This is a genomic window from Roseobacter sp. CCS2 (genome assembly GCF_000169435.1).
GTDB lineage: Bacteria > Pseudomonadota > Alphaproteobacteria > Rhodobacterales > Rhodobacteraceae > Yoonia.
In genome coordinates, this window is record NZ_AAYB01000001.1 from 1,100,257 (window position 1) to 1,113,144 (window position 12,888).

14 protein-coding genes and 1 pseudogene are annotated in these 12,888 nt (G+C 54.1%); 7 read left to right on the forward strand and 8 right to left on the reverse strand.

All coding sequences use genetic code 11. The features are described 5' to 3' along the window. Positions 1 to 11 precede the first annotated feature (11 nt). From RCCS2_RS05600 to RCCS2_RS05610, 3 genes are all read left to right on the forward strand, one after another. Positions 12 to 833, forward strand: a complete 822-nt coding sequence (locus RCCS2_RS05600) for an ABC transporter ATP-binding protein (protein ID WP_156788461.1) — start codon at positions 12 to 14, stop codon at positions 831 to 833. Then, on the forward strand, positions 830 to 1,993 hold the full coding sequence (locus tag RCCS2_RS05605) for a phenylacetate--CoA ligase family protein (RefSeq protein WP_008232146.1): 1,164 nt from the start codon (positions 830 to 832) through the stop codon (positions 1,991 to 1,993). The genes RCCS2_RS05600 and RCCS2_RS05605 overlap by 4 nt, the downstream gene beginning before the upstream one ends. Before the next feature lie 87 nt (positions 1,994 to 2,080). Continuing rightward, the gene (locus RCCS2_RS05610) at positions 2,081 to 2,584 is read left to right on the forward strand and encodes a GNAT family N-acetyltransferase (RefSeq protein ID WP_008232147.1); all 504 of its coding nucleotides are present in this window, start codon (positions 2,081 to 2,083) and stop codon (positions 2,582 to 2,584) included. Positions 2,585 to 2,627: 43 nt separating this feature from the next. On the opposite strand, the gene RCCS2_RS05615 is transcribed toward RCCS2_RS05610, so the two are convergent. Then, the gene (locus RCCS2_RS05615) at positions 2,628 to 3,638 is read right to left on the reverse strand and encodes a LacI family DNA-binding transcriptional regulator (RefSeq protein WP_008232148.1); all 1,011 of its coding nucleotides are present in this window, start codon (positions 3,636 to 3,638) and stop codon (positions 2,628 to 2,630) included. 112 nt (positions 3,639 to 3,750) lie between these two features. Here RCCS2_RS05615 and RCCS2_RS05620 point away from each other — a divergent pair, with 112 nt between their 5' ends. The 4 genes from RCCS2_RS05620 to RCCS2_RS05635 all read left to right on the forward strand — a co-directional run bounded on the left by RCCS2_RS05620 (position 3,751) and on the right by RCCS2_RS05635 (position 7,296). After that, positions 3,751 to 4,287 (forward strand): gluconokinase, encoded by a 537-nt coding sequence (locus RCCS2_RS05620; protein WP_008232149.1) that lies wholly within the window; start codon positions 3,751 to 3,753, stop codon positions 4,285 to 4,287. A gap of 29 nt (positions 4,288 to 4,316) precedes the next feature. Further along, positions 4,317 to 5,342 (forward strand): TRAP transporter substrate-binding protein, encoded by a 1,026-nt coding sequence (locus tag RCCS2_RS05625; RefSeq protein WP_037293237.1) that lies wholly within the window; start codon positions 4,317 to 4,319, stop codon positions 5,340 to 5,342. A gap of 66 nt (positions 5,343 to 5,408) precedes the next feature. After that, positions 5,409 to 5,960, forward strand: a complete 552-nt coding sequence (locus tag RCCS2_RS05630; RefSeq protein WP_008232155.1) for a TRAP transporter small permease subunit — start codon at positions 5,409 to 5,411, stop codon at positions 5,958 to 5,960. Position 5,961: 1 nt separating this feature from the next. Then, complete coding sequence (locus RCCS2_RS05635; protein WP_008232156.1) at positions 5,962 to 7,296, forward strand: TRAP transporter large permease; 1,335 nt, start codon at positions 5,962 to 5,964, stop codon at positions 7,294 to 7,296. 108 nt (positions 7,297 to 7,404) lie between these two features. Here the strand turns inward: RCCS2_RS05635 and RCCS2_RS05640 are convergent, their stop codons facing one another. The 7 genes and pseudogenes from RCCS2_RS05640 to pobA all read right to left on the reverse strand — a co-directional run bounded on the left by RCCS2_RS05640 (position 7,405) and on the right by pobA (position 12,882). Beyond that, positions 7,405 to 8,448 carry a lyase family protein gene (locus RCCS2_RS05640; protein ID WP_008232157.1) on the reverse strand — a complete coding sequence of 348 codons (1,044 nt, stop codon included), beginning with the start codon at positions 8,446 to 8,448 and terminating at the stop codon, positions 7,405 to 7,407. Further along, entirely contained in the window at positions 8,445 to 9,287 is an 843-nt protein-coding gene (locus RCCS2_RS05645) for a 3-keto-5-aminohexanoate cleavage protein (protein ID WP_008232158.1), read from the reverse strand. Before RCCS2_RS05645 ends, RCCS2_RS05640 begins: the two co-directional genes overlap by 4 nt. Then, positions 9,280 to 9,825, reverse strand: coding sequence for a protocatechuate 3,4-dioxygenase subunit alpha (pcaG, locus tag RCCS2_RS05650; protein ID WP_037293240.1), 546 nt, complete (start codon positions 9,823 to 9,825; stop codon positions 9,280 to 9,282). The genes RCCS2_RS05645 and pcaG overlap by 8 nt, the downstream gene beginning before the upstream one ends. Continuing rightward, entirely contained in the window at positions 9,825 to 10,550 is a 726-nt protein-coding gene (pcaH, locus tag RCCS2_RS05655) for a protocatechuate 3,4-dioxygenase subunit beta (protein ID WP_008232162.1), read from the reverse strand. The genes pcaG and pcaH overlap by 1 nt, the downstream gene beginning before the upstream one ends. Then, on the reverse strand, positions 10,543 to 10,944 hold the full coding sequence (pcaC, locus tag RCCS2_RS18530; protein WP_269571745.1) for a 4-carboxymuconolactone decarboxylase: 402 nt from the start codon (positions 10,942 to 10,944) through the stop codon (positions 10,543 to 10,545). Before pcaC ends, pcaH begins: the two co-directional genes overlap by 8 nt. Positions 10,945 to 10,950: 6 nt before the next feature. After that, positions 10,951 to 11,691: pseudogene (locus tag RCCS2_RS18670) on the reverse strand (alpha/beta fold hydrolase); the annotation flags it as partial. Positions 11,692 to 11,697: 6 nt separating this feature from the next. Further along, positions 11,698 to 12,882 carry a 4-hydroxybenzoate 3-monooxygenase gene (gene pobA, locus RCCS2_RS05665; RefSeq protein ID WP_008232164.1) on the reverse strand — a complete coding sequence of 395 codons (1,185 nt, stop codon included), beginning with the start codon at positions 12,880 to 12,882 and terminating at the stop codon, positions 11,698 to 11,700. Between the last annotated feature and the right edge of the window lie 6 nt (positions 12,883 to 12,888).

Genomic DNA, 12,888 nt, shown 5'->3' on the forward strand with positions numbered 1-12,888 from the left:
ATCAAAGCGCCATGCTGGACGATGCAAAAGTTGAGACCCTGCTAGAGGTCAACAACATCGAAGTGATCTACAACCATGTGATCCTTGTGTTGAAGGGCGTGTCGCTGAACGTGCCCAAAGGCGGGATCACGGCCCTATTGGGCGGCAATGGCGCTGGTAAAACAACAACGCTGAAGGCCATTTCGAACCTACTGCATTCCGAACGCGGTGAAGTGACCAAAGGGTCAATCACCTATCGCGGTGAACGCGTGCAAGACAGCTCGCCCTCTGATCTGGTCAAGCGCGGTGTCATTCAGGTGATGGAAGGCCGTCACTGTTTCGAACACCTGACCGTCGAAGAAAACCTGATGACAGGCGCCTATACGCGGCGCGATGGCGCGGCGAAGGTCAACGATGATCTGGAACTGGTCTATAATTATTTTCCGCGCCTCAAAGAGCGGCGCAAAAGTCAGGCAGGCTATACCTCTGGCGGCGAACAGCAAATGTGCGCTATTGGGCGCGCGCTGATGTCGCGGCCTGAAACGATCTTGCTGGATGAGCCTTCAATGGGCCTTGCCCCGCAGCTGGTGGAAGAGATTTTCACGATTGTGAAGAATCTGAACGAACAGGAAGGCGTGTCTTTCCTGCTGGCTGAACAGAACACCAACGTGGCCCTGCGCTTTGCCCATCACGGCTATATTCTGGAAAGCGGGCGGGTCGTGATGGAAGGACCGGCAGCAGAGTTGCGCGACAACCCCGACGTCAAAGAATTCTATCTGGGCATGTCTGACGAAGGCCGCAAATCGTTCCGCGACGTGCGAAGTTATCGCAGGCGCAAGAGGTGGCTGGCATGAGCAATCTGGACCCCCGCGAAACGCGGTCAGCGGATGCGCGCGAGGCGGATCAACTGGCGCAGTTGCAAGCACAACTTGCCCCTGACGTTGCCGCACAGATCGCATCGCTAGCAGATCTGGTAAAGCTGCCTGTGCTGCGCAAATCTGAACTCAGCAAAGCACAATCCGCCAATCCGCCGTTTGGTGGGATCACAACAAAGGGTATCACCCGGTTATTCCAGTCACCCGGTCCAATCTATGAACCGGGCGGGCAAGGTGCCGATTGGTGGCGCTTTGGCAGTGCGCTGCGTGCTGCAAACATCGGCGCAGGCGACGTGGTGCAAAACACGTTCTCTTATCACTTCACACCGGCTGGCGCGATGTTCGAAAGTGCGGCCATTGCAGTAGGTGCACAAGTCTTTGCCGCTGGGCCGGGTCAGACGGAATTACAGGTCCGCGCGGCGGCGGACCTTGGTGTGACGGCCTATGCCGGGACGCCGGATTACCTTGGTGCAATCCTTGCCAAAGCGGATGAGATGGGCGTTGATCTATCACGGATCAAGAAGGCACTGGTCTCTGGTGGACCTTTGTTCCCACCGGTACGACAGGCCTATGCAGATCGTGGCATTCACTGTTTGCAGTGTTATGGCACCGCTGATGTGGGAAACATCGCCTATGAAACAATCGCGGACGCACCGATGGTTGTCGATGAAGGCGTTCTGGTGGAAATCGTCACCCCTGGCACTGGCGATCCTGTTGCCCCGGGCGAAATTGGCGAAGTCGTTGTGACCCCCTTGAACCCTGACTATCCGCTGATACGTTTTGCAACAGGTGATCTATCAGCGTTTGTGCCCCATACATCTGCGTGTGGGCGCACCAACAAGCGGTTGGCTGGCTGGAAAGGGCGGGCAGATCAAGCGACCAAGATAAAGGGAATGTTTGTGCGCCCAGAACAGGTCGCCGATCTTGTATCCCGTATGCCCACGGTCGCGCGCGCAAGGGTCGAGGTCACACACGACGGGCAACGTGACGAGATGACCATAAAGCTTGAAACGCAAGAGACGGACAGCAAGCCATTTGAGGCGATAACCAACGAAGTGCTAAAACTGAACGCAAATATACACCTTGTCGCACCGGGGGAACTTCCGCGTGACGGCGTTGTCATTGCGGACCTACGGTAAGAACCGGTTGCTTGAGCGACTTTGGAAAGGCCGCCGCTGCTGTTTGATGCACCTTCCCGATGGGGAACGTGTTAAATAATCGGTGTGATGGGATCCGATAAATACGCATTCCGCCGGGCGACGATAGATGATCTACCCTTATTAGTGACGTGGCAGGCGCAACCGCACGTGCGCAAATGGTGGGACATGGACGCGCCCTATAGTCAGAAAGACATAGACGAACCGCGTGTATCGCGCTGGATCGTCATGTTGGACGGGCGTGCCTTTGCGTTTATGCAGGACTACACTGTCCATGGATGGCAAAATCATCATTTTGCAAATCTGCCCAAAGGATCGCGAGGGATTGATCAGTATATCGGCGATCCGGCAATGGTCGGTGCAGGACACGGATCAGCGTTTATTCGCGCCAGAATGCAGTTTCTTTTTGATGCAGGCGCGCCAGTGATCGCAACGGACCCGCATCCTGATAACAAGCGTGCAATTTCGGTTTACAGGAAACTGGGTTTTGAACCTGTTGGCCCCGTGGAAGACACACGATGGGGTTTGATCCTACCAATGCTGGCAAAACCGTTCGCACAGTCTGACGGCTAATGTGTTTATTGATCGGCACCGCCGCGTTGACGCTACGCATCAACTAGGCCGTTCTTTGAGTAGACGCCCTGACCTGTAACGCGAACCCAAGATCTATGTTGCGATTTTCCGGCTGCGGCTGACCGGCATTGCGGTCCAATATGTATTGCGCGGCACGCGCGCCAATTTCGGCCCTTGGTGTGTTCACAGACGTGATCGCTGGCTGCATCTGCGAGGTCGTACCCAAATCATTAAAGCCGCAAATACCCATATTTTGTGGAATACGGATGTTACGACGATGACATTCAAGCGCTATGCCCACGGCAACATCATCATTGTTACAAAAGACGCCATCGCAATCAGGAACTGTGTCGAGCAATGATCCCAACAAATGGCGGCCAATCTCAACGCTGGACTTTTGCGGTGTTGTCACCAAAAGCGCGGCATCAAAAAGCCCATGTTCTTCCATCACGCTGCGATATCCCGCCATACGTTGTTGGGTTCGGGGGTCCATGCGCGTACCGACAAATGCAATCCGTCGAAAGCCCTGTTCAACCATATGTGCAACCGCCTGTGCTGCGGCCTGAAAGTTTGAAAATCCGACGATGACATCAATTGGGTCGTCAGACGCATCCATGATCTGGACAACCGGACAGTCAGCAGCCTTTAACATCTTGCGCGATTTTTCAGTCTGGTCGACACCGGCGATGACAATGCCGGCAGGTTTCAACGTCAGAAATTTGGGGATCATCGCCTCTTCGGTCAGCGCGCTATATCCGGTGTTGCCGATCTGGATCGAATATTTCGTTCCCTCAATAACGCTGCTTGCCCCTGCCAGAACATCAGAGAAAACATAGTTTGAAAACGAAGGCACCAGTACGGCGATAACCGAAGACCGGTTCGATGCCAGCGTGGCTGCGGCTGCATCTGGCACATACCCAAGCTTTTCGATGGCGGCGAAAACACGTTTACGCAATGCGACCGAGACGCGGTCGGGATCACGCAATGCGCGCGACACCGTGATTGCGCTAACTCCTGATTCCTTGCCAACATCAATCAGTGTCGGTTTCTTCATAAAGGTAAGTCCTTCTTTCAAAAGATTATACAAACACCTTCCTTCTAAAGAAAAGAGAATTTGACAAATGATTGCGCAATCATTTAGGTGTTGATGTACGGGGGGATTCAATATGGCCGCAGACAGCCAACATTGCGCGATCGTCATCATGGGCGTCTGTGGCGTGGGAAAGACGTCTGTTGGCCGCACGCTTGCCGCGCGCATGAGTGCACGGTTCATCGAAGCCGATGACTATCACTCTGCGGAAAATCGAAACGCGATGGCGCATGGTATCCCGCTTTCAGATGAAATGCGGCTTCCTTGGCTGGAACGGTTGGCCTGTGCTGCCGAAAAGGCCCGTCAGGATGAAACTGTCATAATGGCCTGTTCCGCCCTGAAAAGGGGCTATCGCGACCTGCTGCGTGACGGCATCACAAACCTTCAGTTTGTTTTCCTGAACGGCGACCGCGACATTATCGCAGACCGGATCATGAAGCGCGAAGATCACTTTATGCCGCTATCACTCTTGGACAGTCAGATAGCTATTTTGGATCTGCCAACGCCTGATGAGAACGTACTGGCCGTTGATATCGCCCCCCCAAAGCACGTTGTTGACGATGTTGTTGAGCGCGCTGTGCGTTCCAAGGCGTTCGACCACCACCGGACCTGAACCAAACATTGAAAATGAGGAGTATCTCAATGTCACTAAACTTCAGAACACTTACCGCTGCCGCCGCTATGACAATCGGCCTTGCGACGGCTGCGACGGCCCAAGATTTTGCGCTGCGTTTCCAGTCGTCAGATCCTGCTGGCAACCCAAATTATGAACTGAAAGTCGAATGGGCCGAAAGTGTCAGTGCGCTTACCAATGGTCGTGTCGCCATCGAAATGCTGCCGGTTAATTCCATCGTACAACATACCGAAACCCAAGACGCGGTCGCGGCGGGTATCATCGACGGTCACATCACAGATACATCTTACTTTACCGGCAAAGACGCCGCATTTGGCCTGATCGCCAACCCTGTCGGCGCGTGGTCATCACCTTATGAGATGTTCGCGTTCCTTGAATACGGCGGCGGTAACGAGCTGATGCGCGAAATTCTGGAACCTTATGGACTGCACTTTATCGGCGCCACAACACCGGGATTGGAGGCATTCATTTCAAAAGTCCCTCTTGATGGTGTTGATGATTTGGCAGGTCTGAAAATGCGCGCACCCGAAGGTCTTGTGCAGCAGGTGTTTGCCGCAGCGGGTGCCGCACCTGTTAACCTGCCCGGGTCCGAGGTGTTCACGTCGCTGGACAAGGGCGTGATTGACGCTGCCGATTACACGGTGTTTTCAACCAACCATGCGCAAGGCATGCACGATGTCGCAACGCATCCGGTCTATCCCGGTTTCCACTCCATGCCGTTGGTCGAGGTGTCCATCAACAAGGCAACCTGGGACAGCATGCCCGCTGATATTCAAGCAATCCTTGAAATGTCTGTCCGCGACTTCGCGCATAATATGGTCGGCAAACTTGCCGCGAACGATACGCTGGCTGTGGCTGAAGCGAACGCAGATCCAAACATCACGGTGCATAACTGGTCAGCGGCTGAACGCGCAAAATTCCGCACAATCGCCCAAGGCGAGTGGGGCAAGGTTGCAAGCCAATCTGCAAACGCGCAACGCGTCTATGATGTTTTGACTGGCTATCTTGTCGCGCAAGGCATGATCTCTGAATAGATCAAAGAGGCAAAGACCCGTCCGCACACGTAAGCGGGCGGGTTTAATAATAACAGGGGCATAGCCATGACCGAAAAGATTGTTGATCGCCTGCATGATGATCCGGGCGCTGATCCACACTCTGGTGTTTTGGGTCGTATCATCAATGCAATCGGGATTGTTTTCGCGATTGGCATTCTGCTGTCAGCAGGCATCCTCGTGATCGAAATTTTTCTACGCTATGTGGTGAATGCCCCTACGATCTGGGCGCATGAAACGGTGATATTTCTGACGGCCAGCGCCTTTGTCTACGGTGGTCTTTACGTCGTTGCACGCAACACACATATCCGCGTCGTCCTGATCTACGACTACCTGCCAAAGCCGATACGCCGCTATTTCGATATCGCTATTTCAATGACCTGTTTTCTGGCTTCTGGTATCTTCGCTTGGGCCGCGTGGAAGGGTGTGGAACGCGCGATCTGGACCCCCGCTGGTGATTTCCGGCTTGAGACATCCGGCTCGGCGTGGAATCCACCAACGCCCGGTATGCTGAAGGTATTCTTGCTGTTCATTCTCATCGTAATGACAGTGCAGTTCCTTATTCTGACAATCGCCTATTTCAAGAAAAAGGACCACTGAGATGGAGTGGCTGACAGCCTTGACCGACCTCAAGTCGATGGGCATCGAGTGGGCAACATTTGCGATGTTTGCCTCACTGTTGATACTGCTGTTAACTGGCATGCCGCTTGCGTTTGTGACGTTGTTGGTCGCGCTCATTTTCGCGTTAGGCTGGTTCGGTCCTGCGGCCGTGCCACTGATTACAAGCCGCATTTTCAGTTTCGTAAATTCGTTTGTCTTTGTCTCGGTGCCCATGTTTGTGCTGATGGCCGCAATCCTTGATCGTTCAGGTATCGCCCGCGATCTTTTTGATGCCATGCGGCTGGTTGGGGGGCGTCTGCGTGGCGGTGTGGCGATACAGACATTGCTTGTTGCGGTGGTATTGGCTGCGATGTCAGGGATTATCGGCGGCGAAGTTGTCTTACTTGGCCTGCTTGCCCTGCCGCAAATGTTGCGTCTTGGATATGATCGCAAGCTGGCAATTGGCGTCTGTTGTGCGGGCGGTGCGTTGGGCACCATGATCCCGCCATCCATTGTTCTGATCGTTTATGGTTTGACGGCGAATGTCTCAATCGGGGACCTGTTTACAGCGTCGTTTGTTCCCGGGCTCATGCTTGCTGGGCTGTATGTGGTGTATATTTTGGTGCGCGTTCATTTTAATCCTGCAATGGCACCGATCCCTGAACAGGGCGAAATTCCCAAATCCGAAAGGCTGCGTCTTCTCAAAGGTCTGTTCTTGCCCGGTCTTGTTGTTTTCTTTGTCCTTGGGTCAATTTACGGCGGGATTGCCAGCGTGACTGAGGCGTCCGCCGTTGGGGTATTGGGTGTGACGTTATCTACTGTTGTGCGCGGCGAATTCTCAATGGGATTGCTGATTGGTGCGGCACAACAAACACTTGCGACAGTTGGGATGATTGTCTGGATCGGCATTGGGGCAACAGCCCTTGTCGGCGTGTTCAACCTAATGGGCGGGATCAATTTCGTTTCTCAATTGATCACCGGTATTTCGGATGAACCGATCGTCATCATCCTGTTTATGATGGCGGTCTTGTTTGTCCTCGGCATGTTTTTGGACTGGGTCGGTATTGCGCTTTTGACGATGCCGATCTTTGTCCCGATTGTCGTCTCGCTTGGGTATGATCCTGTTTGGTTCGGCGTGGTCTTTGCAATGAATATGCAAGTCAGTTTCCTGTCGCCCCCCTTTGGACCAGCCGCATTCTATCTCAAAAGTGTGGCACCACCTGACATTTCTTTGGGAGAGATTTTTCAATCGCTTCTGCCGTTTATCGCCCTCCAAATTCTTGCGCTTGCACTGCTCTTGGCATTTCCGGGGATCACGCTGATCGAAGGCCTTTAATCGGGCGTATAAATGGCTTTAGGGTCTCAGCTGGAAGGAATCAAATGCGTTTCTATGGGTGCGACAGTAACCAATGTCACGCATCCGGGACAAACTTTGCCGCGCGTTTCACTCCAACCCAATCGACGTAATGTCATGCAAGGTATGCTTTGCCAGCCGGACGCCTGCACCAGCAGTCACGCATAGTTGAGGAAGCGTCAGCCACTCAAGCATCCAAGCGCGCCCGGATCGAAAACCTTCATGGCGCGCAGATCGCAGTGCCGTCGCCGCAAGTCCGGCGGCAAAGTCAGCCAGCGCCACCAGCGCTTCGGCTTTGACCGGGTTGTTCTTGTGCGGCATTGCCGACGATTGTCCACCTTCAAACGTGATGTGGTCTGAACCGGTTATCGCGAACAGGACTATATCGTCGCCAATCTTGCCGGTCACAGTTGCGATGCGGCATAGAAGTTGGGTGACTTTGACAATAACAGTCCGATCCGTATGCCAGTCGCGCCCCGGATCCTTAAGGCCAAGATGCTGTGCAAAGGACGCACCAAGTGCATCCGCCTGAACATGCGCACGCGCGCCAATGGGACCACCCCATTGCAAGACACCAACCTTGTTTTGCAGATCACTCAAATCCTCAATGAGCTCTGCAAAAGGTTGCCTCCACCGGTCAATAACCTCATGAACCGTCGTTTCCATGGCAGGCTGCATCCGCGTAAAGGCTGTGATGGATCGATTGCCGAAGGCGCGTTGCTTTTCCGCAAGGTGCTGATCAAGCAACCCAAGCCGTTCTTTGAGAAGAGACAGAACCTGCACCAATGCAAGAATAAGACTGGTATCCACCACATCTTGCGATGTCAGTCCTTGGTGGACGTGCGTGGCCTGATCAGGCCGTAAATGTTTTCGCAAAAGGCGCACCAGAATCGGGATGGGTACACCATCTTCGGTCATGCCTGCCTTAAGGGCTTGTGGGTCAATCTGTGCGGCCTCGATAGATGCTGCGATATGATCAGACGCGTCGATACCGTCAATTTCACCCAATGCCCGCATCCAGGCAGCTTCAATCCTCAACAGACGTTTCAACTCCGCCTCTGGTTCAAAGATGCTCGCCATCTCTTCATCGCCCAACAGGCCACTTATCCATGGGTGGGTTGCGATGTTGATCATGCGGGTCGCAAGCCCAAAATGGCCCGTGCTTCGGCCGGGCTGGCCACTGGGCGATCATACTTTGCGCACAACTGTGCCGCGCGGGTAATAAGTGCCGCGTTTGAAGGGGCCAGCGTTGTTTTGTCGAGCCGAACATTATCTTCAAGCCCCGCACGCGTATGCCCACCCGCCGCGATCGCCCATTCATTCACCATGATCTGCGCAGCACCAATCCCGGCGGCACACCATTCAGCATTCGGCGCGCGCGATTGCATGATGTGGACGTAAAAATCAAACACCTCTTTATCGACCGGCATCGCATTCGCCACACCCATGACAAACTGTACATAAAGCTTGCCAAAAAGCGCGCCTTTGGCATGCATCGCTTGCGCCTGAAGAATATGACTAAGGTCGAAAGCCTCTACTTCGGGCGTGATTTCAAACTTTTTCATTTCCCCTGCCAGCCAAGCGACCAGATCGGGCGGGTTTTCATAAACACGGGCCGGAAAATTATTCGACCCGACAGATAGTGACGCCATGTCAGGTCGCAATGGTAACATGCCGCCACGCTCTTGGTCAGCGCCAGAGCGACCGCCAGTCGAAAACTGAACGATCACACCCGGACAGTGTTTTTCCAGCCCTTCTTTCAGGGCAGCAAATTTGTCAGGATTACTGGATGGGCTTTCGTCACTGTTCCTGACATGGGCATGAATGATGCTTGCACCTGCCTCAAAGGCGGCATGGCTACTTTCGATTTGTTCATTAACGCTGATTGGGACGGCAGGGTTATCTGACTTTCGCGGCAGTGATCCGGTGATGGCACAGCATAAAATACAGGGCTTTCCTGCAACATTAGACATCGAAAAATACCGTCTCGTTGCCACCCTGAAGGCGTATTATGTGTTCAAACCCATCAACGGTTTGCGTCGCGATAAGCGTGTCGGCCCGCGCGCCGGCAAGGGCGAACACAGGGTCGGATGTATTGTCTTCATCCGGGAAATATATGCGGGTCGTTAGCCCAAGATTGATGCCGCGCGCAACAAGCCAAACAAGGATATGAGGTGCTTGATCCCCGTTACGCCCCGGCTTCAATGTCTCAAACCGTGCAATTCCGGTAGAGAGGTCCGATGCCTGACGGCCCCAGTTGCGGAACGTATCTGAAGGCGTGTAATTCCCGCTTGGATCAGCTTGCCAGATTTCGATCAAAGCATCTTTTACCGGCGCATCATCACCATCCAACAATTTGATGCAGAGCGTCAGGCTGTCGCGACCCTCTGACACCATGGTGGTGCCCAACTGACTGCCCATTTCGCGCTGGTCCAACCCGGCTATTTGCGGCGTACAACCGATATGAACGTAAGGCCCCGCAGTTTGGGAAGGGCTTTCCCTTAACGGCATTATGTCCCCTCCATCTGGTTTTCAAAGATTGTCGCCCGCCGCCCGCGCAGGACAATATCAAACCGATAGGCGCGGATATCCATTGGAACGGTGCGTTCCATATCAAAACGCGCGACAAGACGGTCAATCGCTTCGTCACTGGGAATAGACTGAACAATAGGACACAGCGCAATATGGGGATCGCCCTCAAAATACATCTGCGTAATCAGCCGTTGCGCAAAGCCATCGCCAAAAACAGAGAAATGAATATGTGCAGGGCGCCAATCGTTGCCGCCATTGGGCCAAGGGTAAGGGCCGGGCAGGATCGTCCGAAAGCTATAGTGCCCCTGTTCGTCAGTAAGGCAGCGCCCGCAACCACCAAAGTTGGCATCAAGCGGTGCCAGATAACCATCATTAACATGGCGGTACCGTCCTCCGGCATTGGCCTGCCAAACCTCGATCAACTTGCCCGGCACTGGTCGGCCGTTTTCATCACGAAGTGTGCCGCGAACAATGATCCGCGGGCCTTGTGCAGTCTCGCCTTCAGCGGCGTAGTTGGTGATAAGATCATCGTCACGTAGCCCAATATCACCATGACCAAAAGTAGGGCCTGTCAGTTCGGTCTGGGTTTGTGGCATCTGCAAAAGCGGTTGTTGCGGTGCGCGCAAATGTGTCGACCGATAACGTTCGAAAAACGCAGGTGGGTGCCAGGAAAGGTCACGGCGGTTGAATTGCTGGTCAGTCATCGCCGCTTATTTCTGCAAGGGTCTGTTTGGCCAGTTTCAAAGCATGATTGGCGCGTGGTACGCCCGCGTATATGGCAACGTGTTGAAAGGCTTCTGTGATGTCGCTTTCTATTGCACCGGTGCGTTTGGTTGCGCGGATGTGCATGGGGATTTCATCAAAATTCCCGGTTGCCGCAAGAAGAGCCAATGTCAGCATCGACCGTTCACGGGCCGAAATCGCGGGGCTGGCCCAAACCTGACCCCACGCGCCTGTTGTGATAAGTGTCTGGAACGCTTGGTCGAGCGTAGTTGTCTTATCTGCCGCCTGATCCACATGCGCGCCACCAAGAACGGCGCGCCGCGTTTCCAGACCTGCCGTTGCGGTATCTTTATCGCGCGGATCAAACGCGGTGATAAGTGCGGCCAATTGCGCTGGCGCTTCAAGGCACGGCAAATGGCCGATACCGTCCATGATATGCAATTCCGCGTCGGGTATGGATGCAGAAAGCCGCGCAACGGCCTCTGCCTGGACGGATTGATCGTGGGTGCCGCCCACGCATAGCACCGGCACCTTGATTGCTTGCGCCATTCCTTGAAGGTCAGCATCTTGGATCGCGCTGCAGGCGGCGGCATAGCCTGCATTGGTGGTGCGCGCCACCATGGTTTGGTGCAAGGCCATCCGATCAGTTTGAGTGGCGTATTCTGGGCCAAACCAGTTCCCGACAATTTCCGCAGCGATTGCAGCAACGCCCTGATGCTCAACAGTGCTGATACGTGTGGTCCAGCGTTCTGCCGTTCCGATCTGAACTGCCGTATTCGATAGCACCGCCCCGCGCACCACGTCGCTGCGACGGGCCGCCAGTACTTGCCCGATCATCCCACCGATTGAAACGCCACAAAACAGCACGTTCTTGAGGCCCAATTGATCAATAAGCTGGCTTATATCGTCCGCCAAACCTTCGATACTGTCCGCAGTGCCGCCGCTTTGCCCATGTCCGCGCAGATCATATGTCACTATCCCGTAACCACGTGGCAATGCGGCGATAACTTTGTCCCAAATGCTTTGATCACTGCCAAGCGAATTGGAAAACACCAAAGTGCGCCCTAAACCGGGACGGTGGCGGTAGGCGACTGGTGCGCCATTGATCAAGGCTACATCCATCTTACGCTACTCCAACGGCAAGCCGACGTAATTCTCGGCTATCACCTTTGAGGCTGCCTCAGATGAGGTGATATAGTCAAATTCAGCGCGCTGCATCCGCTTTTCGAATGGCGAGTTTTCAGGGAACTGGTGCATCAGTGTAGAAAGCTGCCAAGAAAAGCGTTCGACCTTCCAGACCCGCTTAAGCATGGTTTCAGAGTAGGTATCGAGATAGATATCATTGCTGGCGTTATAATGCGTAATCAGCGCACGCGATAGCATTCGGATATCAGCAACAGCAAGGTTCAGACCCTTTGCGCCAGTCGGCGGCACGATATGAGCAGCATCGCCTGCAAGAAACAAATTGCCATAGCGCATCGGTTCGGCGACGAAAGAACGAAGCGGGGCGATAGACTTTTCAAACGACGTACCAGTTTGCAAACTAGCCGCGGTATCAGGGCCAAGCCGCGCTGCAAATTCTTCCCAGAACCGATCATCTGACCAGAGGGCCACATCGTCTGCAACATCGCATTGAATATAATATCGGCTGCGGGTCTTGGACCGCATGGAGGCCAGCGCGAACCCGCGCGCATGATTGGCATAAATAAGTTCGTCACTGACCGGAGGTTTTTCGACAAGGATCCCAAGCCAACCAAAAGGGTAGATCCGTTCAAACGTCTTGAGAACATCCGAAGGGATCGCCGCGCGTGAAACACCCCGAAAGCCATCGCAGCCCGCGATATAGTCGCAAGAGATTGTATGATCTTCGCCGTTTTGGCGGAACCGGACGATGGGCTTGTCGGATTTCAGATCAGTCGGAACAACATTTTCGACATTGAAAAAGAAGGTTTGTCCTTGTTTCTCGCGTGCTGAGAAAAGGTCTCTTGTCACTTCGGTTTGGCCATAAACCATCACCGATTTTCCCGTCAGTCCAACAAGATCGATCCGGTGACGGGTGCCATCAAACGCCAGATCAAAACCGTCGTGGCGCAGTCCTTCAGCATAAAGCCGGTCTGCCACGCCTGCATCTTCCAATGCAGCGACGGTACCTTGTTCCAGAACACCTGCCCGAATACGCCCTTCGATATAGGCACGGTCGCGACGGTCCAGAACGATTGTGTCGATCCCTGCTTGCGCCAAAAACTGCGCCAGCAATAGGCCGCTTGGACCTGACCCGATGATGCAGACTTGGGTTTTATGCTTATGGGTCATAGTGCC

What these genes read in the sequence shown, in the direction of transcription:
- RCCS2_RS05620 (WP_008232149.1), top strand. Translation starts at nt 3,751, where the DNA reads ATGGCCGCAGACAGCCAACATTGCGCGATCGTCATCATGGGCGTCTGT.
- RCCS2_RS05625 (WP_037293237.1), top strand. Translation starts at nt 4,317, where the DNA reads ATGTCACTAAACTTCAGAACACTTACCGCTGCCGCCGCTATGACAATC.
- RCCS2_RS05615 (WP_008232148.1), bottom strand. Translation starts at nt 3,638, where the DNA reads ATGAAGAAACCGACACTGATTGATGTTGGCAAGGAATCAGGAGTTAGC.
- RCCS2_RS05610 (WP_008232147.1), top strand. Translation starts at nt 2,081, where the DNA reads ATGGGATCCGATAAATACGCATTCCGCCGGGCGACGATAGATGATCTA.
- RCCS2_RS05640 (WP_008232157.1), bottom strand. Translation starts at nt 8,448, where the DNA reads ATGATCAACATCGCAACCCACCCATGGATAAGTGGCCTGTTGGGCGAT.
- pcaH (WP_008232162.1), bottom strand. Translation starts at nt 10,550, where the DNA reads ATGACTGACCAGCAATTCAACCGCCGTGACCTTTCCTGGCACCCACCT.
- RCCS2_RS05635 (WP_008232156.1), top strand. Translation starts at nt 5,962, where the DNA reads ATGGAGTGGCTGACAGCCTTGACCGACCTCAAGTCGATGGGCATCGAG.
- RCCS2_RS05600 (WP_156788461.1), top strand. Translation starts at nt 12, where the DNA reads ATGCTGGACGATGCAAAAGTTGAGACCCTGCTAGAGGTCAACAACATC.
- pobA (WP_008232164.1), bottom strand. Translation starts at nt 12,882, where the DNA reads ATGACCCATAAGCATAAAACCCAAGTCTGCATCATCGGGTCAGGTCCA.
- pcaG (WP_037293240.1), bottom strand. Translation starts at nt 9,825, where the DNA reads ATGCCGTTAAGGGAAAGCCCTTCCCAAACTGCGGGGCCTTACGTTCAT.
- RCCS2_RS05605 (WP_008232146.1), top strand. Translation starts at nt 830, where the DNA reads ATGAGCAATCTGGACCCCCGCGAAACGCGGTCAGCGGATGCGCGCGAG.
- RCCS2_RS05630 (WP_008232155.1), top strand. Translation starts at nt 5,409, where the DNA reads ATGACCGAAAAGATTGTTGATCGCCTGCATGATGATCCGGGCGCTGAT.
- RCCS2_RS05645 (WP_008232158.1), bottom strand. Translation starts at nt 9,287, where the DNA reads ATGTCTAATGTTGCAGGAAAGCCCTGTATTTTATGCTGTGCCATCACC.